Origin of the sequence: Niallia sp. FSL W8-0951 (genome assembly GCF_038006525.1) — a bacterium.
GTDB classification, from domain to species: domain Bacteria; phylum Bacillota; class Bacilli; order Bacillales; family Cytobacillaceae; genus Niallia; species Niallia circulans.
This window is the reverse complement of record NZ_JBBOVK010000001.1, coordinates 936,434-963,419: the sequence shown is the minus strand read 5'-3', so window position 1 is coordinate 963,419 and position 26,986 is coordinate 936,434. Positions and strand designations below refer to the sequence as shown.

Here is a 26,986-nt window from a genome sequence, read left to right as displayed (position 1 = left end):
TAATTTAAACCATATCATTTAAAATAATTTTTTTATCAACTAGTATTAAATTCTCCTAATCTAGTCATCTTTAAAATTTCATGTATCATACTAGGTTTATTTAGAAAATATTTTTGTCATGTAATATTCGCTTTGCGATATTAGCCGCCTTTTTTCCATTGGCTTTTCCAGTTTTATTTTGAATATTTATCGAAAAATAATAACTATAGCCATCTTTTTTCACAAAGCCAACAAACCAACCATTTATTTCTTTCCCATTAATTGTACCAGTTCCTGTTTTTCCATATAGCTGTGCCTGCTTTTGTTCATCTATGAAAATAGCATTATTTACTGAACGAATATTTTCCTCTTTAAAGCCCAATTTATTTTCTTCTAATGCAGATAATAATTGAACTTGCTCAATTGGAGAAATTTTCAAAGAGGATTCCATCCAATAGCGATCTATATTACCTGACAAATTTTCATTCCCGTAGTTTAGTTTGTGAAAATAACTTTGCAGCTTTTTCTTCCCAACTTCACGATCAAGGTGTTGGAAATACCAGTTAACAGAACTCTCCATAGCAGTTGACAAATTCTGATTGGTATTCCATTTTTCAAAAGGATATGCCGTTCCATCCCACAACTGCTCGTTGCTTGTAGTGGAAATTACATTCGTTTCTAAAGCGAATAATGCAGAATAAATTTTATAGGTGCTATTGGGGGAAACCCTCTGTTCACTCATTTCACGATTATATATTTGATATTGTTTTTTGATAGCATCATATAGAACAAAACTACCCATATCCCCATTAAAATAAGAACTAAGATCTTCATAGATAACATTTTTCTCATTAAAATGATACACATCGTCTGAACTAGCGAGTACAGAAGAAAGCGAAGTAAAGAGTAACACAACAATTGCCAATATAGTATAAATAACTTTACTCTTCCATTTTAGTAATGGAGAATCCACTCTATAGTTAGCTATACTCTGAATTCGTCGTTTGAGTTGTTCCTTCGTTCCTCCCATTCCAGTGGAAAACTGTTTATATGGTCGGTTAAACTGTTTATCCGCAAACTGAATGATTGTATAGCCATATTCGGTGTATCTACTTTCATCCAAAAGATTTAGAACAGAAGCATCACATGCCAACTCACGGTCGATTCGCATTTTTTTTAAAGCCAACCATACTAATGGATTAAACCAATAAATAATTTGAAGCAACCACATTAGGTAATTAACGAAACTATCTTTACTTTTTTGATGGCATAGTTCATGTAAAAAGACATATTTTATTTTACTTAACGAGAATTCTTCTTTGGTTTTTTGGGGTAAAAATACATATGGCTTCCACAATCCTAATGTAATAGGAGAGGTAATAAGTGCGGTCTCCAGTAAAATTATTTTTCTTTTTACCCCGACAACCTCCTTGCACTCTTCTAACATTTCATTTATTTTTTGATCTTTAATACTCGTAGATGACTTTTTAATTTGCCTAATTTGATAATTTGCATAAATAGCACTCCCAATGAAAAACATGATTCCAGTGATCCAAATTACCAAAAAGAACTGTTGAAAAAATTCTGTATTTGTTTTGTTCACAGAAATAGAGAAATCATTCAATAAATCATAATTGGATGTCTGTGAAATGCCCAAACCACTGAACCTTTCATTGCCCTTAGTTATATCTTTCTCAATGAATAGGAAGTTTTGCATATATTGAAATATTTCTCGAAACTGTAAAAAATCCCATGGAATCACGTAAGTAATTATTGGAGCGAAAAGAAAATACCAAATTTTATAATGTGTTTGCTGAGATAAATGGTTGTAAAATACTTTTTTGATTAACAGGATTATTAAAATAAGGAGGGATACAACAAGTGTACTTAATAATAACCGGGTTACAACCATTATTTTTTCCCTTCTTTCTTATCCCTCTCAGCTAAAATACTCTTGAGTTCTGAAATATCTTCCTTTGATAGCTGCTCATTTTCAATAAAATTTAATACCATTGAGTTTAATGTACCACCAAAAAATTGTTTCAGGAAAGATTTACTTTTCTGTTCCACATATTCGTTCTCTTTAACAAGTGATGTATAAATAAATGCTCTGCCATCTTTTCTTGTTTGTAATACTTTTTTCTTCACTAGACGTACAAGCATTGTATGAATTGTATTCGGTTTCCAATCGCTATTTTTTAATACTTTCTCCACAATTTCAGGAGTGGAAATCGGCTCATAGTTCCAGACTACCTTCATCACTTCATATTCACCTTCAGAAATTTGCGGAATTTCTTTCATCATGACCCTCCTGCTTTTACATTTGTAGTATTTATTATAGCAGGTTGGGCCAAATTATTAAAGCATCACAAGGAATTAAAATATTTATACAACTCATCGATGAATGATTTATTTAATTGAGTAGCCGAACCGCCTTTTGAATAGTGTTTCACTAATGAAAGTAAAAGAAACTGATCATTCCCTGTATCAAAAGCTAATAAAAAGCTATTTTCATCCCCCTTCTCTCCTTGGTGCATTTTTAATTCAGCGGTACCCGTTTTGGCTGCTAACTGATACTGTTGATTATAGAGAAGATGGGCCGTTCCATTTGGGTTGCTCACAACAGCTTCTAAAAAGGTTCTCATTTCATTTGCTGTTGAAGGGGTAATAGCTGATTTAGTTTTCGGCCCGCTTTTATCCTCTAGCAATCTCGGATAAACGATTTTTCCTTCGTTTTGAAAAATAGAATACATGGCAGCTTGTTGAATAGGTGAAAGTAATAATTCTCCTTGTCCATATCCTGTATCAGCAAGAAGGATATCTGAATTAAATGACTTGTGATTTGAAATTTGCGCTGGCTTCATTGCGATTGGTAAATCCAATTCCTCGCCAAAGATAAATTTATCCAGCCCATTTCGAAACGTTTTTTCTCCCATTTCTAACGTTTCTTGAGCAAAATAAATATTATCGGAATAAACAAGTGCCTTTCTCATATCGACATGTTGCACATTAGAAACACGTGTAACGGAATACCCTCCCCAGGATTTATCCTTTTGCCAACTTAACCCATTTATTATTCTTCGCTTTTCTGGATATGTCACACCCGCATCAAGCCCGATACTAGCTGTAATCGTTTTAAAAGTGGAGCCTGGAGCATAAGCTGAAGCAAACCTTGAAAGAAATGGCTTGTTTTCATCCATAGCATATTTATTATATTCTTTCTGTGATATGCCACGAACCATTTTGTTCGGATCGTATGAAGGAGAGCTAACTACAGCATAAAGACCACCTTCTTTCGGATTCATGACTACAGTAGAACCTGGATTTTCTTTCAAATGATTGTATGCCTCCATTTGAATATAAGCATCAATGGTTAGTTTAATATCTCTTCCATCTATTTTTTCGGTTTTTTGAATTGCTTGCTTGTTTTTTCCATTTTCATCGACAATCAGAATTTCTCCACCATCTTTTCCACGCAACTCTTTATCAAGAGCTCTTTCTAATCCGGCTTTGCCTATCATGTCTCCTTCTTTCAAATCAGAATTTTTATCTAAATCTTCCCTTGTTACTTCTCCGATATATCCAATTAAATGTGCCGCAGCTTCTTTTAAAGGGTAATATCGGAGGTTAGTATTTTGATAGGAAATCCCAGATATGACTTCCGCTTTATTGGCTTCGATAATTTTAAGAGGAACAAATAGGTCATCCTTTACCCATCCTTGTTTCAGTTTTTGTTGAATCTCTTCTATAGATATATTTAATTGTTTGCTAATGTTTTGCAGTTGCTTCGTTTTTTCATTTCCCTTGAGTAAGTCTTTCGGAACAATCCCTGCCTCCTTAAAGTTTTCATTCACTGCGATGCCATTGCCAAGACGATCTATAATTTCTCCACGTTCTGCTCTCCATTGATGAAAAGCTACCTTATCTTTTCCCTCCATATTAGGAAAAATTAATGAAGGGTCCCATTTTATCAAATACTGATCTCCTGATTTGATAATCCTTGCTTGATAATTAATTTTATCTAATCTACCTAAAGGAGTTATTATGCTTAATTGATAGGATAACTCTTGCACATTGTGATTGAGTTTTTTTAATTCAATATTGGACGCGTGAATCCCATGAATATTAATTCCATTAAATATATGATCATATTTGTCGATCACTTCCTCCAACGTATATCCTAATGAATCGTATGAGTCTTTTTCGAGAACTTCTCCTAATTTTTCATACTCTTTGTTCACTAATATTTGAATAAAGGCATCTGCAGCTTTTTGTCCTTGGCTACTATTACTATTATTCATGATCATATAAAGACTTAAGCCAATAATCCCAGCTAAAGTGACAAATATCATTATGATATAGGGTTTGATTCTTCTCTTTTTTCTTTCTACTCTGCTAGTCAACTCTCTTCCCCTCATTTCCTTTCACTTAATTACTACATTTGTAGTAATTAAGGCGAATTAAACACAATGATTATTCAGAATCTTGCCTCTTTTCCTTTAGTTCAAAGTACGCTTTAAACACATCATTCGCTATTTCTAAATTAACGTGTGATTGGTCTGTTCGTAACCAAGGGACAGTGACAGAAACAGCAATTTCTGGGTGATCATAAGGTGCATACCCTCCAAATGTAATATTCCAGAGCATTAGACCTGGGCTATGTGGTAACGGGCCATTATATAACGCCTGTGCAGTCCCTGTTTTCCCAGCAATCTTATATTCTTTGTTCTTTATTCCATATCCGGTTCCAAGTGGCTCATTCACTACTTGCTTAAAGCCAAGCTGGACACGTTTAATCCACTCTTCCTTCATGTCAATTTTATTGTACACCTTTGGTTCAAATTCCTGAATAATAGGTCCCAATTCATTTGCTTGGTTAGGTTCACGTACTTCCTTGGCAATATGCGGCTGGATTCGATAACCCCCATTTGCAATAGTGGAAATATATTGGACAATTTGTAATGGCGTATATGTATCATATTGCCCAATCGCATAGTCTAATACTTTTCCAGATTCAGAAGGGATTTGACCTCCACCATAACCAATTTGTTCACCAGGTAAATCAATTCCTGTTCTCACTCCTAGCCCAAATTGAGAGAAATTGTATCTGAATGTTTCAATCGCGAACACTTTATCAATACTTAATAGTCCATTGGGAATATAGGTTTGCTGTCCACCTAATTTCATGGCCGTTAAAAACATATATCCATTAGAAGATCGTTTCAATGCATAAAGATCATTAATTGGACCGAATCCTGTCTTATTCCAAGATTTTTTTGCATTCGTTCCTAAAAACTTTAAAGGTCGATCATTAAGTACCTCACCTGGAACAATTGCACCTGTTTGATAGCCCGTTAATACGGTAGCTCCTTTCACAACTGATCCCATTTCATATGAGGTCGTTATATTTCCTAATGCAAAATCATTTACTTCCGTTTTACCTGTTTTTTTATTTTGCTCAAATTGTTTTCCCGCCATGGAAAGAACTTCACCGGAATACGGATTCATAACAGTAACAAATGTTCGATCGAGATAAGGCTCACCAATTCTAGCTTTACCTATTTTTTCTTCAATTATCTTTTCTATCTCACGCTGTAAATCGATATCAATTGAAAGGATTAAATCATCACCTCGTTTTCCTTCTTGCACAACTTCCGACTCTAATATATTTCCGTTTTTATCGATTATGTTTTTGATTTTTTCTTTTTGGCCTTGCAATACATCCTCATATTGATTTTCAATATAACTTTTTCCTACTCGATCATTTCTGCTATAGCCTCTTGCTAAATAATAATCAATAGAATCTTTAGGCAAGCCTTCTTTAGAAGAGGATACTTTACCAATGACCGAGGCTAAAGTTTCATTCCCTTCTGTATCTTTATAAAGATTATAGCGATCCCAATCTATCGTTGTATCAACCCCAGGCAGGGAATCTAGATTTTCACTAATCATTGCAACTTCTTTAGTTGTAGCCTCTTTTTTGATGATCTGTGGTGTCAACGGATATCCGCTACTCATTTCACGATAAATAGCTAATACTTCTAGTTCTTGCTTAGTAAATGAGTTTACTTCTTTACTTGTTATACGGTCTAGGGTTAGCTGATAAATTTTTGCATCGTAATTTTTATCATCTTTAAGCTTTTTCTTGTCAGCTACAGTAATTTTCGCTTCTGCTTCATTTGAGTGTTTTATAATCCAGTAATCTTTTTTATCTCTTTCTGTTATTGCTTTTAAATCCTCTTTAGAATCCTTTTTAATAAATATCGCTAGCTTTTCTGCAATTTTCAACATTTCTTCAGTTTTACTATTTTGTGCTCTTGTGAACGTTATTGCGTTAGACGGCTTATTCCCTACGATTAACTTCCCATTTCGATCTAATATTTCCCCACGCGGCATAGCAATTTTTACAGTTACATTCTCCTTTCTGTCAACTTCCCGCTTATAGTCCTCTCCATTTACTATTTGCACAATCCCAAGCCTTAAAATAAGAAGCGAGAACAGCAAAAAAACAATTAAAAATAATATGTTTATTCGGAAGGAGAAAACAAATGGCTTTGTCCTCTCTTTTTTTTTCTTCAACGGCACCCTCCCTTTCATAACAATAAATATACGTATTTTGACATTTATTCTTCCATATTGGATATAGATTCTCTTTTCTCAAAATACTACATTTGTAGTTTTTCAACCAAAAAAAATTATTTAAAATAATTCGTTAACCATTTAATGATTGTAAAATTCTATAAATAGCTTATTTTCTATATTTAGATTTTCTAAAATTACATTCATCACGCCCCAACTTTTACATTTGTAGTATTTACTATAACATGACTCGTCAAATGATTAAAGTACTTTAATCTATAAAATTTTCGTTAGCTGTATGCTTATTATTTAAAAGGAAGTAAGTCTGTTCATCCATATGAACAGCATTTAAACGACATTTAGCTCTTTAAGCTAAGTATCCACTTGTTGACGTAAATCCGCAATGGTTTTATCTATTTACAAGTAGGTTTTCTCCTTTCTATACTACAATTAACTCCGTTTTACTACTCTAGATTGCTTTAAATCATCCTTCTTGGGCTATACTCCCCCCCGTTAGTATAAGAACAAAAAAGAAGCATTATCCCTTATTGGATCAATGCGCCATAGTAATTCTTTTATCTAATCTAAATTAAATACTTGCAATTTATAGTAAATATCGTTGACTTACAAATATGCAGTTGCTGGGTCATTATTTAGCTCTTCGATTGTTATAAAATCAAAACGAACTTCTTGTTCTCTTCCTTGAGGACTGCAAGCATAGACTCCTGCTAAAACAGTTGAACTATCTGCCACATCTAAGTGGGCAATTCTAATTTGATTCCATACCTCTCCGTCCCACGAAAAATCCATATAACAATTTTGCCCAATTTTGGATATACGGTAATATATTTGCACTTCTTTACAGTCTACATATTGAGTAGACCAATCGGAATAACCTCTATTGGTGACAACTGCACCCAGCTTGCTTAACCCATCTGGTATGTACTCTAGAGACGTTTTCACCCATGTCTCTTCGGAAAATCGAATCATCAGTCCAGCTTGGTCATATTTAGATTTGGGAATAGCTTTAACTCTTGTTGTCATTCTGAAATTCTTGTTCGTTTTGGTAAAGAGAAAATGGCCATTATCAACCTCAAAACCGTAGTGAGTTTTTTGCCAATAGTCGGTTTCTTGATCTGTTTCTAAAACTAGTTGAGAAGATTTCGTGTCTACAAACCATTTCTTTGGTTCACAACGCCACACAAGATTTTCCGTTAAACTCTTACCATCAAAATTCTCGTATAATATCCAATTTTTATTCTTCAATGAATCTCCTCCTAAATAAAATCAAATCTTCCAATTACATAAATCAAATGTTATTTATTCTTAACTATATCACAAATTTATTTAGGTTCTCTATTGGCCTATTGCTACATTACTTCTTTAATCCACTATATATAATAGTAGCGAAAAGCATTTGTTTCTCATTCCAATTAATTAATTAATTAATCAGGCTTCCTAAAATAAAAGGAAGCCTGCACAAAGCTTATAAAAAATGTACTATCTTAAATATCCTCCGTTATTAATATCAAATGTGGCACCAGTATAATGTTTAGCTTTATCTGATAATAAAAAAACAACCGTATCAGCCACATCTTCCGGTAAGACAGGCTTATCAATAAGCTGGTGGCTTAGATACTCCTCTTTTCTCCAATCGGGTATTGTATCCATCATAGATGTATCCACCATCGTGGGCGCAACAGCATTAACTCGAATATACGGTGAGAAATTGATGGCACAGCTTTTAGTTAAACCAATTATGGCAGCTTTTGAGAGCCCGTAAATTGCATCTGAACTGCCTTCAACGCCTGACACGGAAGACATATTTACGATTACTCCATTTGACTTACTTTGCATCAATTTTCTACCAAACATTTGCGAAAAATAAATAAATCCCTTTATGTTTACATCTAGAACTTTATCAATTTCATTTACTTGATAATCCAAGATATTTTTAGCCAAATAAATTCCCGCATTATTAACCAAACCATCTATATCAGCATGGTCTTCATCAATATATACAAAAAATTTATGAACCTCTTCGTAGTTACTTATATCCAAATGATATGTATGTAGATCATAACAGTCACCCATTGACTGTTTTAAACTATGTAAGGACTGTTTATTAATATCGCAAGCAATAACGGAAGCACCTTCATGTAAACATCTTCTGACGCTCTCCTTTCCAATACCGGAGGCTGCACCTGTTATAATAACTTTTCTATTTTCGAGCACTTTGTAAGACTCCTTTCTTTTATTATTTTTCTTATTATCATATATTTCATTGTATTTACTACTATCATAAACTATTTTGTTATTAAGTTATACTGCCAGAGCTAGGTAGAAACATTTCTTTTAAAGCAAATCATCTACGTTTATGTTTTATAAGCTGTATAAAGCATATTCTCCTTTATTGACGTAATCTCTATAAAAAAGTCCCTCCAATAAACTTCTGCTTGGAGGGATCCATCTAAGAATATTAATTTCACTGAGAGTTAGCTCAATTTAAAGACTATAGAATCCATTTAGTGATGAAACCCATTGTTAGACTTCGAATCATGTGGCATGGGTCCGTCTAGAGAATCCAAAAAAGCAACGGTCTGTTTGAGATTCATCAAAAACAGATGCGCGAGATCCATAGAAAATCCATTTCGAACCACAATGCGCATTATCGTCACTTCTTCCATATCTGGAGGTAAAGGATAGGCGGGTACTTGCCAGCCGAATACACGTAATTGTCGAGATAAATCATAAAGATTCCAATTTAATGTGTAACCATCCTTAAGCCGCCAAGCGAAAACCGGAATATCCGAACCATCGGACAAAAGTTCGAACGGTCCCATCTTTTGAATCGCCTCGCTAAGAAAAAGAGCGACTTTCTGAGAAGCTCTTTGAACATCATAGTAGCCACTTTTCCCCAAACGCAGGTAATTGTAATATTGAAGGAGCACCTGTGCGCCAGGACGAGAGAAATTCAAAGCGAAAGTCGGCATGTTCCCGCCTAAATAGGAAACACGGAAGATGAGATCCTCAGGGAGATCTGCAGCTTCCCGCCAAATTATCCAGCCCAGCCCGGGGTATACTAACCCATATTTATGTCCAGATACGTTGATGGATTTCACTCTCGGTAATTGAAAATCCCAGACTAAATCTGGTTGAAGAAATGGTGCTATAAATCCCCCAGAAGCCGCATCTACATGAATCGGAATGTCAATACCTGTCCTCTTCTGCAAATCGTCCAACGCTTTTGCAATAGCAGCAACCGGTTCATAAAGCCCTCTGTAAGTCTCACCGAGAATTGGTACCACACCAATTGTATTTTCATCCACTGCAGCGAGAACCCCTTGAGGATCCAATAGAGGATGATCAGGGCTAACCTTCACATAGCGTGGTTCAACCTCCCAATAGTTCGCGAATTTTTCCCAAACGACTTGAACAGCAGAACTAAACACAATATTGGGGCGATCTACCGACTTTCCTGTGCTTTTGCGTGTGTTCTGCCAGCGTCTCTTTAACGCAAGCCCCGCGAGCATACATGCTTCCGACGAACCAGTTGTAGAAACACCCATAGTCGTGAGAGGGTTGGGCGAATGCCAGAGGTTGGCTAAAATGCGGACACATCGCTCTTCAATTTCAGCTGTCTGTGGATATTCATCCTTGTCAATCATGTTCTTATCGAATGATTTAGTATATAAATGCTCTGCGGCTGGTTCCATCCATGTGCTAACAAATGTAGCAAGATTCAAGCGAGCATTGCCATCAAGAGCAATTTCATCATGGACGATTTGATATGCTGTTTCTGGTAACATGCCTTTATCAGCCATGTGAAAACGTGGAACGTCCGATTCCCCTTCACGGGCAAATAAAGGATTTACCGATAATTCTTGCGGCAGCTCCTTTTGCACATGATGAGGTAGACTTTGTGAATTATCTGAAATCATCTCTTTTTCTTCGTATGTATCATTTTGAAGTTCTGCTTTTCGATGGTGTGGCATAGATGTCCCCCCTTAAATAAAATGGTTTAACCATTATATTATTTACTAAAAAGCATTTATTTTATTCTAATTAAAGGTTCTTCCACCACTCGGATAAAAGATTATTAACGTAAATCATTTAACTTAAATAACAACACAGTCCTTTTCTAGCAAAAGTAAGGTTTTACTTAATAAAACCAGAAGTTACCCAAGAATCTTCTTTTCCTTCAACTGAAATAAAAAACGTCTAATTCCTTATATATCAAGGTTTTAGACGTTTTTATTAAAAATCTTTGAAGCATTAATATGTATTATACAAATGCACTCTATTTGTGAATATAAAATTATACTGGATAATTTAAAGATCTATATTCCCCTTCGTACAACTATTTATCCGCTAAATAAACCACCCTATAGTTGAACACGAATATCACCTATTTAAAGGCTAAATATCTTTCTACTAAACTTTTAGCAAGAATTTTTGATGAATCGAAGAAATTTAAAGAAGTATAAGATCCACAAAAATATAGATCAGTACATACACAAACTACATCTGTTACACCATTTTCTACAAGCTCCATTTCTATGTTTTTCCATTTTTGAATAAGCTCTTCCATTTCGTGATTCTGTTTAACATCATAAATTAATTGATCAACCTGGCTTTGAATACGTTCTGTCCAATAAATATCTTTATTATTATTGTGTAGGTAAGGCTGGTATAGCTGATTTTCTACTGTGCTTCTGGTACCAATTAAACCAACTTTTGAACTTTGGACACCAATAGCATTTATTGTTTCTTGGATAATATTAAGAATAGGTATATTGGTCATCTTTGTCATATCTTCATAAAATTGATGGACTACATTACAAGGAACAGCAATAAAATCGCAATTAGCTTCTGTTAAAGATTTTATTCCTATTTGTAAAGATTTCACCATATCTTCTTTAATAATAGGTTCTTTTGGATGAAAGGGTGTAGGTAATGAATAAATAATCATATGGGGAAAATCTATGTCATTTTTTGCACCATATTGTCGCTCGCATTCATCTAAAACCGACTCAATAAATGGAGCGGTCGAACGTGGACCCATCCCCGCCAAAATACCGATTCTACAAAATTTATTGCTTAGCATTATGAATCTCCTCCTTATTACTTGTCCATTATATATCATGAGATAGCGTTTTTTTCATACACCTATTGTTCAATTAAAATACGATACTTCATTATTAAGTATCGCACAGTGTGTATGATAAAGGCTTAATATCTCCTATTAACTATTAGAACATAAAGCAAAAAAAGTTAAATAAGAAATGACATGAATTAAGTTATTGTAAGGCTAGATTTTATTTTCATAGTACCCTCTATATTAATTATACCATACAAAAAATGGTTATTATAGACTATTTATTCTCCTTTATTACTGCTAAAATCAATAGAACATTAATGGTTAGGAGCGATGCGGATGAGTTCTTTGGTACTCGATCTAAAGAAAGTTGGAAAAACAGAACGTATGCTTGTTGGTGGGAAAGGAGTCCATTTAGGGGAATTATCAAAAATTCAAGGAATACAAGTACCCGATGGATTTTGTGTGACAACAGTAGGCTATCAAAAAAGCATCGAACAAAACGAAATGTTTAAAGCATTAATAGAAAAGCTTACATGCTTAAAAGTAGAAAATCAAAAGCAAATAAGTCAGATTTCTAGGGAGATTCGACAAATCATCATGGAAACGGATATTCCCTCCGATGTTGTTAGTGAAGTTGTCACTTATCTCGCCCGTTTTGGTGAAAAACATGCATATGCAGTACGTTCTAGTGCAACTGCTGAGGATTTGCCGCATGCGTCTTTTGCCGGCCAGCAAGACACTTATTTAAATATCATCGGCAAAGAAGCCATCTTGGAGCATATCAAGAAATGTTGGGCTTCTCTATTTACAGATCGCGCTGTAATCTACCGAATGCAAAATGGATTCGCCCACCAGCAAGTTTATTTATCTGTGATTATTCAAAGGATGGTTTTTCCACAGGCTTCTGGGATTTTATTTACAGCTGATCCCCTTACCTCCAACCGAAAAATACTATCGATTGATGCCAGTTTTGGACTTGGAGAAGCGCTAGTCTCTGGCTTGGTATCAGCCGATAATTATAAGATTCAAGAAAATGAAATTGCCCATAAAAAGATCGCTGCCAAAAAGTTGGCTGTAACTGCTGTTAAAGATGGCGGAACAAAGACGCAAGCGATTAATCCTGAGCAGCAAAAGACACAATCACTGACTGATATGCAAATCTTGCAACTGGCACGCCTCGGAAGAAAGATTGAAGATTATTTTGGCTGTCCTCAAGATATTGAGTGGTGTTTAGTTGATGATAAATTTTATATAGTTCAGAGTCGTCCTATTACAACGCTTTTCCCAATCCCCGAGGCGAATGATCAAGAAAACCATGTCTATATCTCTGTCGGTCATCAGCAAATGATGACCGACGCAATTAAACCGCTGGGATTGTCTTTTTTTCTGTTAACCACTAACGCACCTATGCGTAAAGCAGGTGGAAGGTTGTTTGTTGATGTCACACAGCAGCTTGCTTTACCTGCTAGCAGAAACATGTTATTAAATGGCATGGGACAACACGATCCACTTCTAAAAGATGCACTCATGACCATCTTGGAGCGGGAAAATTTTATCAAGTTATTACCTGATGATAATCAAGCTCCCAATCATGTAAAAGGCAATACAGCTATACAGGCACAATTAGAAAATAATAACCCATCCATCGTTTCTGATTTCATAAAGCGCAGCCAAATATCCATTGAAGAGTTAAAACAAAACATTAAAACTAAATCCGGATCAGAGTTATTTGATTTTATTCTAGAAGATATTCAGGAATTAAAGAGGATATTATTTGACCCGCAAAGTACAGCTGTATTTATGGCTGCCATGAATGCAGCAACATGGCTCAATGAAAAGATGAACGAGTGGCTGGGAGAAAAAAACGCAGCGGACACCATTTCCCAATCTGTATCGAATAATATTACTTCAGAAATGGGTTTAGCTCTCTTGGATGTCGCAGATGCGATTCGACCTTTTCCAAAAGTAATTGATTATTTGCAAAGTGTAAAAGATGATAACTTTTTGAATGAAATGGTCAAGTTACATGGTGGGCAGGAAGCAAGCAATGCCATAATTGCCTTTCTTACCAAATACGGAATGCGATGTGCTGGTGAAATTGATATTACGAGAATACGCTGGAGTGAAAAACCACTTACACTTGTTCCCATGATTCTTGGTAACATCAAAAACTTTGAACCCCACGCTAGTAAGCGGATATTTGAACAAGGACTTCATGAAGCTTTGCAAAAAGAAAAAGAGTTATTGGAGCGCTTGAAATATTTACCGGATGGTGAACAAAAGGCAAACGAAACAAAACAGATGATTGACCTAATCCGAAATTTCATCGGTTATCGTGAATATCCGAAATTTGGGATGATCAGCCGTTACTTCGTTTACAAGCAGGCCATATTGAATGAAGCTACCCAGCTCGTGCAAGCGGGAGTTATTCATGAAAAAGAAGATATATTCTATCTCACTTTCGAAGAACTCCATAAAATAGTACGCACAAATAAGCTGGATTATCAAATTATCAGCAAGAGAAAGGAAGATTACAACATATATGAAAAGCTGACTCCCCCGCGTGTGATCACATCTGATGGCGAAATCATTGAAGGTAAGTATAAACGTGAAAATCTCCCAGAAGAAGCAATTCCAGGTCTGCCAGTTTCTTCAGGAATTATGGAGGGCCGCGCTCGCGTTATCTTAAACTTGGAAGACGCAGATTTAGAAGATGGAGATATACTAGTCACAACCTTTACGGACCCTAGCTGGACACCATTGTTTGTATCAATAAAGGGTCTCATCACCGAAGTGGGTGGACTTATGACGCATGGAGCCGTTATTGCACGGGAGTACGGATTACCAGCTGTGGTTGGAGTAGAAAATGCCACGAAACTAATAAAAGACGGACAAAGAATCAGGGTGAATGGAACAGAAGGATATGTAGAAATATTATAACTCATTACCTTTAAATCATAATATCAAGCATTCAAACTAGGAGAATGCTTGATATTATGGCTCTTTGCCGCCTATGATAAAAACCTCGTTACTTGGACATATAGCGGGATAGCAACTGATGATTGTTATTAGTATGTTAAGATAGATAAGTTTTTCCCAAAGAAAGAAGCCATGTTATTTAATCTCTATTCAAAATGGCTTCTTTTGATTTTAAGGTGAAATCGTTTTGTGTGGTGTTTTCGGCCAAACTTTATCTTTATGCTCCATTTCACTTATTACAGGAATATGCCCCATAGATTAGAGAAGTGCATATTCCTGTTAAATTACATACAAATGTTTACTAGACATTATAACAATCTTTAATTTTGAAAGGTATCAGCAACTAAATTACTAAATTCCTTTAAATAATAAAGGTAGTTTTCACCTCCATAGTTATAACGTTTATTGTACATCTTCGCAACGACCACATTGTATTTAGGAATAACCAAAAGTGTTGGTCCTGTTATTCCCAATATTTGATAAGAACCTTTTGGAACTCTATGACCAAGTTCACTGTAAACTGCAGGATCACCTTGCACATACCAAAACAATCCATTTAATGGTAGTTTATTATCTCTATAAATAGGACTATGGATTTGAGTCGCAATCTCGATAACTTCTTTGGGCACAATCTGCTTTCCGTTTGCAAAACCTTTATTTAAATGAAGATTTCCCCACTGTGCAAACTCCCGTGCAGTGGTATGTAAGTTTGACTCCATTCCATCAGCAGAATTCCCTAGTTTGAAGGCTCCTTCATCTTCACGATTAATGATTTGTTTTACTAATAATTCACTCTCTTTCGTTTGCCAAGCTGTTTCCCTAAAGCCCAATTTTGAAAATACTCTTTCTTCCAAAAAATCTGGAAAACTTATTTTAAATAGACGATTTACTAGTTCTGTCATCATTGACACATTAATCCCTCTATAAGCCCAATTTTGCCCAGGTTCAAACTCTCGAAAAATAGTACCATCCTCTTTTTGGTGTAACCCGTGCGAGTGGGTAACTAAATGACGTAAAGTTGTTTTACCTAATAATCCTTCATCCATATCTCCAAAGTAATCACTGGCATAATCATTAATACTATTAATTTTCCCCTCATATATTGCATAGGCCACTACTAATCCAAGGTAGCTCTTTCTAGCAGATGCTACATTAAATTGAGAAGATGCAGTGATCGGATTTGCTTTAGTGGAATTGGAATGAAGGCCATTATAATGTTCAAGTATTACTTCATTATCCTTTAAAATATATAATGCTGAGCTACTACTTCCATTTTTTTCTCTAATATTCTCTACCCACGTAATCAATTTATCAAGATGCTCCATGCTACTACTCCTTCTAAATCCATAAACTGTATAATTCCTTTATTAATATTCTCTACAAATTATAGAAGTCCTTTTTCCCCTAAACTCCGATAGTTACATAAGAGTCCCCTTCTTTGTAATTGAGCTACGCTTCAACTTCTAGCGTGATGTTAATCCTTCTAAAAAACGTCTAATCCCTTTGTATCAAGGTTTTAGACGTTTATTAAAAAGGATTGAAGCTAATTAATTGTCTCGATATAACCTGTCATCTTTTTGCTGGCAAGATCTGCTCCATTTGTCCAATTATGAAAATTAAAATCGAGAACGTCCTTTCCTTGCGCTAGAGAAGTAAGAATTCTTGATTCTTGGAAAGAGTAGGAAAATGTGTGTAGTGTTCCGAATAGTTGGTCATAATTCTGAAAGAATACGGGAGAATTTTTCTTTGCGAATATGCTAAACATCTCTTGCTGTGTTCGTTTCTTCCCTTGGAATGATTGTAAATAATTATTTCTTTTGACGGAACCATTAATAGCTGATCTGTTTTTGTCTTGGAGTGCAGAAGTTTGAAAATGATTAACACATGATAAGAGCTTCTCATCCTTTCTAATGCACACTTTTTCTGGAGTTGCTTCTATCACCGCGATGTTTCCTTTTTTATCTCCCACCGAAAAATTATAGCAGGCTGAATGAGGGATTTCTTTTAGCAGAGCAGATGCGTCATCGACCGAAGAACAAGTATCCAAAGCCATCCGTATTGCAGCCCATGGGGAAACACCCTTTGTATATCCACTATAACTAACAAAATGGAAGCCCATCACTAACCCTTTCTCATTAACTCCATCATGTCTCCCTAAAATTTGCAAATTATAGCCTGCGGTGGCCAGCGTATTCTCCGCTTGGATACAACTAAAAATACCATCATAGAGATTGGGAGAAAAATCGTAGTTCCGAACATAAATTTCATCTGTAAGAATAGCCGTGCATCCCATCACATCTATCTTGGGAACGTGATAACCGCTGAACATGGATGCAGCTCTGATAGACGAAATCCCCAAACCCTGGGCCAGTCCTTCTAATTCCTCTAATAGATGTGGAGCATATGCGGAATAGATGGAGTGCATATTTTCATAATCAATGTCCTGTTCGAAAAACTCACTCCACATCTTAACAATCGAACGATCCAATATTCTCTCCGCTGTTTTTAAACCAATATGAAAAGAACGATCCCTAATTTGAATAATATCCACCTCAAAATTCTTCATGAAATCCCCTCCATTATTGTTTCTAAATCTGACTATACTTAAAAAGAAAAATAATTTCCTGTCTTTTTATGCTCTTTTTAGACTGTTATGAAATATATCCTTTTTTTATCCAATAGGACCTCTAATTATAAATGTTGTTATTTATTGGCAGAGCCATTTAGTTTATAATATTAGGCGAGGAGGTAATCGGATGTATTGCAAATAGCTCTATCTTTAAAGGAGGGAAAAATATGTTAAATTTCAACTGGATTAACGAAAGCACTATCGTGGAAGAAGACGGCAGAATAGAAATATACGCTCCAAAAGAAACTGATTTTTTCTGTAACAATGGCGCAGTTGGAGCAGAAGGTATCACGCCTCAATCATTGTGTAACGCGCCCTTTTATTATACAGAGGTGGCCGGCGATTTTATCATGAAAGTAAAGGTTTCTCATGATTTTAAGGACACTTATGATTCTGCTTCCATAATGGTTATGAAGGATATGACATATTGGGCAAAGGCTTGTTTTGAATTAACTGATTTTGATACTCATGCAGTTGTAAGCGTTGTAACGAAGGAAGAGTCGGATGATGCGAACGGTTGCAATATTGATGATAATGCTGTATGGCTACAAGTTTGCAGAAGTGGACATTCTTTTGCATTCCACTACTCCACAGACGGTCAAAATTATTATATGATGAGATTTTTCAGCTTGCCTGTTGATGAGATTGTAAAAGTTGGACTATTAGCACAAGCTCCCTTAGGAAATGGCGGAAAGAGAATTTATGAAAACTTGAGTATTGAAAAGAAGACCGTAAAGAATATTCGTATGGGTAAATAGCATAATTCCAAATTTCTTCTGCGATTGGTGTAACAGTCAATCGTTTTTTTTTTACGTTCACCGACTTTGAATATCCACTACAGAGATGAATCCATCATTATAATAGCCATTTTCCATTTTAGCTCCCCCAAAATTGAAACATTAATAAATGCGTCTATTTAACCTTTATATTCTTTAAATTAGAAAGAAAATGGCATTTTTTATGCATAATAAATAATCTTAATAAGAATCCTATAAAAAACAGGGAGGATTCTCGGATGTCATTAAAACTACAACAGTTATACAATATCTTAATAATTGTCCTATCGTGGTTATCATTAACTCTTATAGGCGTTCGTGATATAAAAAGATTTTTTCCAGCGACACTCATAATCGGTGTCATAGAAATTTCAACAGCAAGAATTGGAAAAAAACGAAAGTGGTGGACTTTCTATAATAAACCAAATTCTTACTGGTTTAACGAATTACCATTTAATATGGGACCATTTATCTTTATCTCACTGTGGACGCTAAAATTTGCATATGGAAATTTCAAGAAATACCTACTAATCAATGCAATAATACATGCCTTTTTTGCCTTCCCTTTTTCATTTTTCGCAAAGAAAATAAAATATTATTCATTGGTTAGATTTAATTATTTCCAATTTTTTATGTATTTCTTTTTAAAAGCACCATTGTTATATTTCCTTCAATTTTATTTAGAAAAGAAAAATCTGTACGGGCTATTCAAACAACGGTAAACTTATATCCATTTCCTTCATACTGTTATCTCATAAATACAGCAAAAGTCTCCCATTATCATTAATGAGAGACTTTTATATAGCCTTAGCATCAATTTTGATCCTTCAAAGCTCTATGAGCATAAAGGAATACTACCATTTTCTTTTAAATACTCACTCGTATACTCCCCATTACTAGTTTCCAGAAAAAATAGCTTTTATCTTTCTTACCGCCTTATTGTTTAGATTAGAAATAAACTTTAATATACTATCAAAACTATCTTATTATACCTATCCACTAACCAAAAAAGGCAAGACAAACCCTTTACATTTCAATACCTAGGATATTATATAACTTTTCTTTTCCTTCTATGGTAATTTTCACTGCTCGATCAGGCAGCTTTTCAATCCAATTAAGTTCTAATAACTTTAATAAAACTGCATGACCTAATGATCCTGCTAGATGATATCGCCTTTCGCTCCAGTCTAGACACTTTCTAGCGAAATGTCTTCTTTTATTTCTCAAAGTGTTAAGATCAATTCCAAAATCACGAAAAAACGTTTCTCCCTCTTCCGTTACGCTAAAATTATCCTCTTCCTCAATCATATATCCTTTTACAATAAAGGCTTCGGTTAACTTTACACCAAGTCTCCCTGCCAAATGATCATAACAAGTTCGAGCGATTTTAATCTTTTCTGCTCGTGAAGAATCTTTTAATGAGCGAATGCGCACAGGTGGGGCAATAACGATCAATGTCTCTATTGCTTTAGCAACATCGGTATTTGCTAGACTATAATAGCGGTGTCTGCCATGTTTTTCTACACGGATCAGTTTTCCTTCAACCATTTTAGAAAGATGGCTGCTTGCTGTTTGTAAGGTAACGTTTGCTTTTCTTGCTAGTTCATTCGCTGGAAGTCCATCAAGTCCAAGTAGAGCCTCCAACATAGCCGCTCTTGAAGAATCAGCCATTAGTTTTGCAACATATGAAAAATCGGGGCTAATAGCCATGACCATCCTCCCTTTACATTGATAGTTCGATTATAACCGAAGTTTTTATATGCTACTATTATAAATATCAATTTGAAAGGAGATTCACCTAATGGGTAAAACAGATTTATTAATCTTAAATTTTAAAGAGGTACGACGTAGAAGTATAAAAGTTTGGAAAGCAATCCCTCCTCAGCTGCTAAAATGGAAGCCAGACGAAAAGGCCCTTTCATGTGCTGACATGATTAGACATGTTGTTGAAGGAGAATATCTTTATCATCAAATGCTTATTAACAAAGGCAGTATCGAGCCCAATTCTTTTCACAATCCATTCGAGCAGAAGGAATTTACAACCGTTGAGGAAGAATTAAAATTCTCTCAACCATATCGTGAGGAATTTTTGACATATATTAAATCAATTAGTAATGATGACCTTGAAAATGGAATGATTGACCGTTCAGATGTTGGTTATATTAGAACACTTGAGGATATGCTCTTGCGTATTGCTTATCACGAATCAGTACATACAGGTCAGTTATTGGGCTATATGAGGACAATGGGGATTGAACGACCGCAAATTTGGGATTAATATTCTATTATTTTTATATTGTAATTTGATATCTATGTTAAATAGAAACAGCGAGAATGCAAGTTTGTAAGTTTAGAAAAAAATTATTCATTCCAACATAAGCGCGCTAGGAAGCAACTAATTTACTGATATGGATACGGTGTTGAACCAGACTTAGTTCGTAAATTTTTTGCTTGATGCGCGCTTATTATTATTCTCTTTCTTATCTTTCAAATCCACAGGTAATTTTCTCTTCATGCTTTCTTTCCGATAAAATAATTAAAGTCTTCTTTTTTAAAATATCGTTAACAACTTCTGTTTCTTTTTAAAGCTATTATTCCCTCGATTCATCATCTTTACTTTCTTCCTCTTCCGGTTCTCCATTTAGTTGATTAATTTCTTTTGCTAATTGATCTAAAAATTCATCTGAAATAATAAATTTGTTTTCTTTGCTCATAAAATTCCTCCTTATTAATTAACTTTTATTATGTAAGTGAAAAGGAAAATAGCTATTTCTATTAGCTTTTCCAGCTTCACAATTATTACACAAAATAACTATTTACATTTCCCAAGTACGAGAGTAAGATAATATCGTTGTTTCAAATTTCTAGATCGCTGAAACCATACGGTACGGGGGAACCATTCTTTGCTGGGCGTTTATTATGCCCATGGGGTGAATCCTTTTTAAGGTAGGGCTACTCAAGGCCCGAATCCGACAGCTAACCTCGTAAGCGTTAATATGAGAAGGAAGGTGGAACTTGTGACACAAGAAAATTAACGTGCCTACAAGTCTATTAATAATGGCTTGTAGGCTTTTTTATTTAATTACGTAAATGAGTAAAAACATTATTTGAGGTAGTTATTAATAACACATATAATCAGGCGGTGAATTCGCATGTTAGGTTCCATTAAAAGATTATTAATTGGACGTCCATTGAAATCCTATGAACTAGGTGAACAAAAACTCAACAAAACAAAAGCTTTAGCGATTTTATCTTCCGATGCGCTGTCTTCGGTTGCTTATGGTCCTGAACAAATTTTGATCGTTTTAATAACGATAGGTGCGACTGCGTTTTGGTATTCCATCCCGATTGCGATAGGAGTATTAATTCTTTTAAGCGCCCTTATCTTATCCTATAGACAAATTATCTTTGCCTACCCAAATGGCGGCGGTGCTTATATGGTGTCTAAAAGCAATTTAGGGGTAACTCCTGGATTAATTGCTGGAGGTTCCTTATTAGTAGATTATATCTTAACGGTTGCAGTAAGTGTCTCTGCTGGTACAGATGCCATTACATCTGCTTTTCCTGCTTTACATGGTTATAATGCAGAGATTGCCATTGCATTTGTATTTCTTCTCACTGTTTTAAATTTGAGAGGAGTGACGGAATCTGCTTCTATATTAGCCTATCCCGTTTATTTATTTGTCTTAGCATTATTTATTTTAATTGGCGTTGGTATCTATAATATATTGACCGGAAATGTTCCACCTGAATTGCATACGCCAATCGGTACTCCTGTAGCGGGAATCAGCTTATTTATTATATTAAAAGCATTTGCTTCAGGAAGCTCTGCTTTAACAGGAGTCGAAGCAATTTCAAATGCGATTCCTAATTTCAAAAAACCAGCGCCTAACAATGCTGCTAAAACACTAGTCATGATGGGAGCTTTACTAGCGGTATTATTTGCAGGGATTGTTACTCTCGCCTATTTTTACGGAATCACACCGAAAGCAGAAGTGACAGTTGTTTCTCAAATTGCTGAGGGAGTCTTTGGGCGTAATTTTATGTATTTCTTTATTCAAGTAACTACAGCCTTGATTTTAATTCTTGCTGCTAATACTGGATATTCTGCTTTTCCTTTACTTGCAGTTAATCTTGCAAAAGATAAATTTGTTCCTAGGATGTTTCTCATTCGAGGAGACCGTCTAGGTTATTCCAATGGGATAATCATTCTTGGTCTAGCTTCCATCCTATTAATATTAGTATTTAACGCAAAAACAGAGCATTTAATTCCACTCTATGCTGTTGGTGTTTTCCTCCCATTCACTTTGTCTCAAAGTGGCATGATGGTTAAATGGCTTAGAGAAAAACCAAAAGGCTGGGTACCGAAATTTATTATTAATACCATTGGTGCAGTTATCAGTTTCATCGTTACAATGGTATTCTTTATAACAAAATTCTCCCAAATATGGTCGATTTTAATTTTCTTGCCTATCATCGTGTTTATCTTTTATAAAATAAATAAGCACTATTTAGCAGTTGGCGATCAGCTTAGACTTACTACTTCTGAACCACCATTGACTATTCAAGGAAATGTGATGATTGTACCTATAGCAGGAATGACACATGTCGTGGAAAATACGTTAAATTACGTTAAATCACTTAAACCAGAACAAATTATTGCTGTTTATGTTTCTTTTGAGAGAGAAGAAGAGAAAGTATTCGAAGCGAAATGGAATAAATGGCAGCCCGAAATTAGGCTTGTAACACTTCATTCGTATTATCGAAGTATCATTAACCCGCTTAGAAAATTTGTTGATACAATTGAACATAAAGCAAAAGAAGGAAACTATCAGGTAACAGTGGTGATTCCGCAATTTATACCGAAGAAAGGCTGGCACAATATCCTTCATAATCAATCTAGTTTATTGATTAGAACATTTTTATTGTACCGAAGAAATGTAGTAATAACAACCGTACCTTATCATTTAAAAAAATAAAATAGCAAAATTGGTCCTATTCAAGCTAAAAGGAGTTTCTTTTTCATTATAAAAGAGACTCCTTTCTTCTTATTATATGGAATGTAATAGAAAAAAAAGAGCCTGTTAGATCGCGCATGATTATTTGTATTTGCCTTACATCTCCTACCTATATCATTTTACAATAACCGTAATGCTTAAAACGCTTGTTCCTTTTTCTCATTTGTATAAACTTATCCTCTTATTAAATGAAATACCGCTTTAATAAACCGAAAGAGATTAACCAACTCTGCTTAAGGCCTGATACACTGCCCAACAATGATGTTCATGAAAAAGCTGGCCTTTCACACTATCAATAACTATCCACTTTATAAAGTGGTCATCTTCGATAGGGTCTTGTATTTTTTCTAACAGTTTTGCCAAGTAAAAATATCCCTCGTTTATTAATGGTTCATTCTTAGTCGATTGAAAATATCTCTTTGCATCACCGATAAAAGTCCCTATGGATATTCTATATCCCGTTTCTTCCAGCATTTCTCTTTCTAGACATGCTTGATAGCTTTCATCATTTTCCATTCCCCCACCAGGTAAAAAATAATGCCCTCTGGAATTCTGCACAGTTAATACCTTATCCCTCGCAATAGTAAAAATAACAGCATACACACTCTTTCTCTTTTTATAATCAAGACCAGCAACTTTTTCTCCAAAAACCTTATACACTTTCTCTCCTCCTCGCTCTAACATTCATTTTATTCTTCAAGTAATCTGCTCTGATGCATATATAAAGATTTTTAATACGAACACTATTAGAGAGAACTTCATTATTCTCTTAAGAATTTTCCATATCAAAAAGCTTTTATAAGAAATGATTAACCATCCATATAAATAGAAATTATTAATTCTACTGTAACTCGGTCCTTCTTTAAATCTTCCTATAAATGTATCTAGCTCTCTCTTAAATCGTCCATCATATTTATAAATTTAATTAAGGAGGAAGGCAAATACTTATCCTTTCTATATATGAATAGTGTTTTAACTTTACTGAATGAACTTGGAATTTGATGCTGTCTAAGCGTACCTTCTGTTATTTGTTTTGCTGCAACACTTTGTGGCAGCATACTAATACCTAAGCCAGCTGTTACACAGCCAATAATCCCATCAAGGGTTCCAAATTCCATCATCTTTTTCGGACATGCTCCCTCAGTACGAAACCATTGTTCAAGTCTTTCTCGATAAGAACATCCTGGACGAAATACGAGCAATGTTTCGTCTTGTATATCTTCAATTGTAAATATGGGAGAGTGAACTGGATTTGTTACAAGTATCAATTCCTCCTCAAAGACATCTTTTTGAATTAGTTCCGTATTTGCAATTGGTCCAGCAACAAATGCACCGTCTAGTTTATAGTTAAGTACACCAAGAATATTTTCTTTCGTAGAACCAGTTTTTAAGGTTAAATCAACATCGGGGTAATTTTTAAGATACTTTGAAAATAGGACTGGCAACCGCACTGCTGCCGTTGTTTCCATGGAGCCGATCATTAAAGGACCTTTTGGTGATTGATCATCATTCATCACACTTTTCGTTTCCTCGATAAGATGAAATATCTTTTCAGCGTATGTTAACAGCATCCTTCCTTTAGCTGTCAAAGCAGTCCCGCGATTATGTCGATAAAATAAGGTTGTTTGCAGTTCTGCTTCTAATTGTTGTATTTTCATCGTGATATTAGATTGAGCATATTGCAGTTCTCTTGCTGCCTGTGAAATACTACCTAGCTTCGCAACCGTCTGGAAAACTTTTAATGTTTGCAAATCCATCAAAATCCCCCCTCTTTTTTGTTATCTAAATAACTGATGACAAATATCAGTATTATGTATTATTCAATATAGCAGATAAGCGTTATGATGGAAATATAATCAATTTAGCGGCAGCTATTTAAAGCAGAGATCTTACATAATAAGGGAGGAAGATACATGTTAAATAATGAAATGACAAAAATATTAAAAATTAAATATCCAATTATACAAGCTCCCATGGCAGGTGGAATCACAACTTCTGAATTAGTATCTGCGGTTTCAAACAGTGGGGGTTTAGGTATGATTGGAGCAGGATATATGACTCCTCTTCAAATGAGAGACCAAATAAGAAAGGTAAAGACCCTAACATCCAATCATTTTGGCATAAATCTATTTGTACCTAATAAGTTTGCGATTAGACAAGGTACTATTCAATCAGCTAATCAATTGCTAAATCCTTTTCGAGAACAGTTGAATTTACCCCCAAAAGACAGCATTGATATTCCTGATTTCCACCATGTCTATGAAACGTTTATCGAACAAATAAAGGTAGCAATGGAGGAAAATGTCCCAGTCTGTTCTTTTACATTTGGCATCCCACCTGCAAAAGTGGTTTCTGAGTTAAAAACCGCGAATACTATTCTAATAGGAACTGCAACTACTGTGAGAGAAGCAGTCGAAAATGAAAAAGCAGGAATGGATATGGTCGTTATCCAAGGCAGTGAAGCGGGGGGACACCGCGGGAACTTTATTGATGATAAGAACAGAAGCTTAGTGGGTTCCATGTCATTAATTCCACAGGCAGCGGACAATGTTCGTATTCCAGTAATAGCTGCTGGAGGCATAATGGATGGCCGCGGGTTGTTAGCTTCTATCTGCTTAGGGGCAAAAGGTATCCAAATGGGCACAGCTTTCTTGACCTGTATAGAGAGCGGGGCACAGCCAATTCATAAAGATATTATTACTAATAGTACAGAGGAAGATACAGTACTAACCCGATCATTTTCAGGTAAATGGGCAAGAGGAATAAAAAATACGTTTATTACGTGTATGAAGAATAAAGAATGAAATTTACCAGACTTCCCGATTCAAAACACATTAACCCAGGATATTAGAAAAAACGCATTCTCTAAAAATAACAAAGAATTTATGTCACTTTGGTGTGGTCAAAGCCCAAGATTAGCTAAACAACAAACTGCAAAAATATTAATCCAGAGCATAATGGCAGAAGCAGAAAAAATAAAATCAACTATGTGATAAGGAGCAGAATTGCTCCTTCTAGTCTTTCAAGCTATCTAATGCTGGATACTGTAACAATAATTTTTCATTTGCTGATTCCAGTTGCTGACAATATGCTGCATAAGAAGCACTCAGCTTTTTCATAGCAGGAATAAATACATCATAATAGCCACTTGTATTATTAAACTCTTTGAAAATTTGTTGGATTTTATTAATGGGAGAATTTTTGTATTCCTCAGATTTTATGTACTCCAAGTATCGCTCTATAAAATCCTTACTTACAGTTAAAAACTGATCAGGATCTTCAATAGACTGCTTTATATTCGCCAGCATGTCCTGCATACTTTCTGTGTTCATATTGTTTGTACTTTCTATTAAGAATAATTGTAAGTCCTCCGCTAATTGAAGTGGCGGAACATTATCTAAAAACGCAATGATCTCTTCATATGCCGATTCCTGCACGGGAGTAGTAATAGGCTCTTTTAAAAATCGTGCAAAATGCAGGCAAATAAAACGACCATAGTAATCTGGAAAAGCTTCTAATATTTTTTCCGTTACAGTTTCATGCTGTTCTATCATTCTCAGCTTCTTACTTATTTCAGCATAATCTTTACTAATGCCGAGTTCGTTCAGTAAGGATTTTTTCTCTTGCTCCCTCTGTAACGTCAATTCTTTCTGGGTAGATATCCTTTGCAGTGTGTTGCTTGTTCTATCAACAAGCACGGACCTAATTTCTTCTGTACTAAGTCCCAGTTTCCGAAGTACATAAATTTTCTTTAAACATTCAATATCCTTTTCACTAAAATCACGATAGCCATTTTCTAACGTATTCGGAATGAGTAATTTTTGTTCGATGTAATACTCAATCGCTTTTTTCGTTAAATTTGTTGTCTGACTTGCTTCACTAATTAACATGCTATCACCTCTCAACTAAAGCTTAAGCTACCCCC

20 protein-coding genes, 1 pseudogene and 1 riboswitch are annotated in these 26,986 nt (G+C 35.1%); of the genes and pseudogenes, 6 read left to right on the top strand and 15 right to left on the bottom strand.

Annotated features, from left to right (window positions below; all coding sequences use genetic code 11):
- Positions 1 to 100 precede the first annotated feature (100 nt).
- From NSS71_RS04335 to NSS71_RS04300, 8 genes are all read right to left on the bottom strand, one after another.
- Complete coding sequence (locus NSS71_RS04335; RefSeq protein WP_047940132.1) at positions 101 to 1,891, bottom strand: BlaR1 family beta-lactam sensor/signal transducer; 1,791 nt, start codon at positions 1,889 to 1,891, stop codon at positions 101 to 103.
- Positions 1,891 to 2,280, bottom strand: coding sequence for a BlaI/MecI/CopY family transcriptional regulator (locus NSS71_RS04330; protein ID WP_047940131.1), 390 nt, complete (start codon positions 2,278 to 2,280; stop codon positions 1,891 to 1,893). The genes NSS71_RS04335 and NSS71_RS04330 overlap by 1 nt, the downstream gene beginning before the upstream one ends.
- A 65-nt stretch (positions 2,281 to 2,345) precedes the next feature.
- Positions 2,346 to 4,382, bottom strand: coding sequence for a penicillin-binding protein PBP4(5) (gene pbp4, locus NSS71_RS04325; RefSeq protein WP_341151310.1), 2,037 nt, complete (start codon positions 4,380 to 4,382; stop codon positions 2,346 to 2,348).
- A gap of 70 nt (positions 4,383 to 4,452) precedes the next feature.
- Positions 4,453 to 6,558, bottom strand: coding sequence for a peptidoglycan D,D-transpeptidase FtsI family protein (locus NSS71_RS04320; protein ID WP_438825712.1), 2,106 nt, complete (start codon positions 6,556 to 6,558; stop codon positions 4,453 to 4,455).
- Positions 6,559 to 7,182: 624 nt separating this feature from the next.
- Positions 7,183 to 7,824, bottom strand: a complete 642-nt coding sequence (locus NSS71_RS04315) for a DUF1349 domain-containing protein (RefSeq protein ID WP_053215549.1) — start codon at positions 7,822 to 7,824, stop codon at positions 7,183 to 7,185.
- A gap of 234 nt (positions 7,825 to 8,058) precedes the next feature.
- Positions 8,059 to 8,793, bottom strand: coding sequence for an SDR family NAD(P)-dependent oxidoreductase (locus NSS71_RS04310; RefSeq protein WP_047940128.1), 735 nt, complete (start codon positions 8,791 to 8,793; stop codon positions 8,059 to 8,061).
- A 290-nt stretch (positions 8,794 to 9,083) separates the two neighbouring features.
- Positions 9,084 to 10,553, bottom strand: coding sequence for a glutamate decarboxylase (locus NSS71_RS04305; RefSeq protein WP_047940127.1), 1,470 nt, complete (start codon positions 10,551 to 10,553; stop codon positions 9,084 to 9,086).
- Positions 10,554 to 10,966: 413 nt separating this feature from the next.
- Complete coding sequence (locus tag NSS71_RS04300) at positions 10,967 to 11,665, bottom strand: aspartate/glutamate racemase family protein (protein ID WP_341132422.1); 699 nt, start codon at positions 11,663 to 11,665, stop codon at positions 10,967 to 10,969.
- A gap of 330 nt (positions 11,666 to 11,995) precedes the next feature.
- On the opposite strand from NSS71_RS04300, the gene ppsA reads away from it, so the two are divergent.
- Positions 11,996 to 14,599 (top strand): phosphoenolpyruvate synthase, encoded by a 2,604-nt coding sequence (gene ppsA / locus NSS71_RS04295; protein WP_341151309.1) that lies wholly within the window; start codon positions 11,996 to 11,998, stop codon positions 14,597 to 14,599.
- Between the two features lie 359 nt (positions 14,600 to 14,958).
- On the opposite strand, the gene NSS71_RS04290 is transcribed toward ppsA, so the two are convergent.
- Together NSS71_RS04290 and NSS71_RS04285 are read right to left on the bottom strand one after the other, a co-directional pair.
- Complete coding sequence (locus NSS71_RS04290) at positions 14,959 to 15,963, bottom strand: serine hydrolase domain-containing protein (RefSeq protein WP_047940124.1); 1,005 nt, start codon at positions 15,961 to 15,963, stop codon at positions 14,959 to 14,961.
- Between the two features lie 218 nt (positions 15,964 to 16,181).
- A complete protein-coding gene (locus NSS71_RS04285; protein ID WP_095257499.1) occupies positions 16,182 to 17,204 on the bottom strand; it encodes a C45 family autoproteolytic acyltransferase/hydolase in 1,023 nt (340 codons plus the stop codon).
- 230 nt (positions 17,205 to 17,434) lie between these two features.
- Between NSS71_RS04285 and NSS71_RS04280 the strand changes: the two genes are divergently transcribed.
- Both NSS71_RS04280 and NSS71_RS04275 read left to right on the top strand, forming a co-directional pair.
- Positions 17,435 to 18,025 (top strand): DUF1349 domain-containing protein, encoded by a 591-nt coding sequence (locus tag NSS71_RS04280; protein WP_095257500.1) that lies wholly within the window; start codon positions 17,435 to 17,437, stop codon positions 18,023 to 18,025.
- A gap of 257 nt (positions 18,026 to 18,282) precedes the next feature.
- Positions 18,283 to 18,765 carry a hypothetical protein gene (locus tag NSS71_RS04275; protein WP_095257501.1) on the top strand — a complete coding sequence of 161 codons (483 nt, stop codon included), beginning with the start codon at positions 18,283 to 18,285 and terminating at the stop codon, positions 18,763 to 18,765.
- Between the two features lie 304 nt (positions 18,766 to 19,069).
- Here NSS71_RS04275 and NSS71_RS04270 read toward each other — a convergent pair whose 3' ends face one another.
- Positions 19,070 to 19,753, bottom strand: a complete 684-nt coding sequence (locus tag NSS71_RS04270; protein ID WP_095257502.1) for an ArsR/SmtB family transcription factor — start codon at positions 19,751 to 19,753, stop codon at positions 19,070 to 19,072.
- A 91-nt stretch (positions 19,754 to 19,844) separates the two neighbouring features.
- Here NSS71_RS04270 and NSS71_RS04265 point away from each other — a divergent pair, with 91 nt between their 5' ends.
- Positions 19,845 to 20,321 carry a DinB family protein gene (locus NSS71_RS04265; protein ID WP_341151308.1) on the top strand — a complete coding sequence of 159 codons (477 nt, stop codon included), beginning with the start codon at positions 19,845 to 19,847 and terminating at the stop codon, positions 20,319 to 20,321.
- 313 nt (positions 20,322 to 20,634) lie between these two features.
- Here the strand turns inward: NSS71_RS04265 and NSS71_RS04260 are convergent, their stop codons facing one another.
- Positions 20,635 to 20,757, bottom strand: coding sequence for a hypothetical protein (locus NSS71_RS04260; RefSeq protein ID WP_047940119.1), 123 nt, complete (start codon positions 20,755 to 20,757; stop codon positions 20,635 to 20,637).
- 146 nt (positions 20,758 to 20,903) lie between these two features.
- A riboswitch (cyclic di-AMP (ydaO/yuaA leader) is annotated at positions 20,904 to 21,049 on the top strand.
- A 146-nt stretch (positions 21,050 to 21,195) separates the two neighbouring features.
- Between NSS71_RS04260 and NSS71_RS04255 the strand changes: the two genes are divergently transcribed.
- The gene (locus tag NSS71_RS04255; RefSeq protein WP_341151307.1) at positions 21,196 to 23,022 is read left to right on the top strand and encodes an APC family permease; all 1,827 of its coding nucleotides are present in this window, start codon (positions 21,196 to 21,198) and stop codon (positions 23,020 to 23,022) included.
- A gap of 258 nt (positions 23,023 to 23,280) precedes the next feature.
- Here the strand turns inward: NSS71_RS04255 and NSS71_RS04250 are convergent, their stop codons facing one another.
- Entirely contained in the window at positions 23,281 to 23,721 is a 441-nt protein-coding gene (locus NSS71_RS04250; RefSeq protein ID WP_341151306.1) for an NUDIX hydrolase, read from the bottom strand.
- Between the two features lie 224 nt (positions 23,722 to 23,945).
- A complete protein-coding gene (locus NSS71_RS04245) occupies positions 23,946 to 24,818 on the bottom strand; it encodes a LysR family transcriptional regulator (protein ID WP_341151305.1) in 873 nt (290 codons plus the stop codon).
- A 156-nt stretch (positions 24,819 to 24,974) separates the two neighbouring features.
- Between NSS71_RS04245 and NSS71_RS04240 the strand changes: the two are divergent.
- Positions 24,975 to 26,054, top strand: a pseudogene (locus tag NSS71_RS04240) (NAD(P)H-dependent flavin oxidoreductase).
- A 21-nt stretch (positions 26,055 to 26,075) separates the two neighbouring features.
- On the opposite strand, the gene NSS71_RS04235 reads toward NSS71_RS04240, so the two are convergent.
- Positions 26,076 to 26,951, bottom strand: coding sequence for a MerR family transcriptional regulator (locus NSS71_RS04235; protein ID WP_341151304.1), 876 nt, complete (start codon positions 26,949 to 26,951; stop codon positions 26,076 to 26,078).
- Between the last annotated feature and the right edge of the window lie 35 nt (positions 26,952 to 26,986).

Coding starts and splice junctions, on each gene's coding strand:
- NSS71_RS04300 (WP_341132422.1), bottom strand. CDS start 11,665: ATGCTAAGCAATAAATTTTGTAGAATCGGTATTTTGGCGGGGATGGGT.
- NSS71_RS04285 (WP_095257499.1), bottom strand. CDS start 17,204: ATGAAGAATTTTGAGGTGGATATTATTCAAATTAGGGATCGTTCTTTT.
- ppsA (WP_341151309.1), top strand. CDS start 11,996: ATGAGTTCTTTGGTACTCGATCTAAAGAAAGTTGGAAAAACAGAACGT.
- NSS71_RS04275 (WP_095257501.1), top strand. CDS start 18,283: ATGTCATTAAAACTACAACAGTTATACAATATCTTAATAATTGTCCTA.
- NSS71_RS04270 (WP_095257502.1), bottom strand. CDS start 19,753: ATGGCTATTAGCCCCGATTTTTCATATGTTGCAAAACTAATGGCTGAT.
- NSS71_RS04255 (WP_341151307.1), top strand. CDS start 21,196: ATGTTAGGTTCCATTAAAAGATTATTAATTGGACGTCCATTGAAATCC.
- NSS71_RS04235 (WP_341151304.1), bottom strand. CDS start 26,951: ATGTTAATTAGTGAAGCAAGTCAGACAACAAATTTAACGAAAAAAGCG.
- NSS71_RS04335 (WP_047940132.1), bottom strand. CDS start 1,891: ATGGTTGTAACCCGGTTATTATTAAGTACACTTGTTGTATCCCTCCTT.
- NSS71_RS04280 (WP_095257500.1), top strand. CDS start 17,435: ATGTTAAATTTCAACTGGATTAACGAAAGCACTATCGTGGAAGAAGAC.
- NSS71_RS04260 (WP_047940119.1), bottom strand. CDS start 20,757: ATGAGCAAAGAAAACAAATTTATTATTTCAGATGAATTTTTAGATCAA.
- NSS71_RS04330 (WP_047940131.1), bottom strand. CDS start 2,280: ATGAAAGAAATTCCGCAAATTTCTGAAGGTGAATATGAAGTGATGAAG.
- NSS71_RS04265 (WP_341151308.1), top strand. CDS start 19,845: ATGGGTAAAACAGATTTATTAATCTTAAATTTTAAAGAGGTACGACGT.
- NSS71_RS04290 (WP_047940124.1), bottom strand. CDS start 15,963: ATGGAGCATCTTGATAAATTGATTACGTGGGTAGAGAATATTAGAGAA.
- NSS71_RS04245 (WP_341151305.1), bottom strand. CDS start 24,818: ATGGATTTGCAAACATTAAAAGTTTTCCAGACGGTTGCGAAGCTAGGT.
- NSS71_RS04305 (WP_047940127.1), bottom strand. CDS start 10,553: ATGCCACACCATCGAAAAGCAGAACTTCAAAATGATACATACGAAGAA.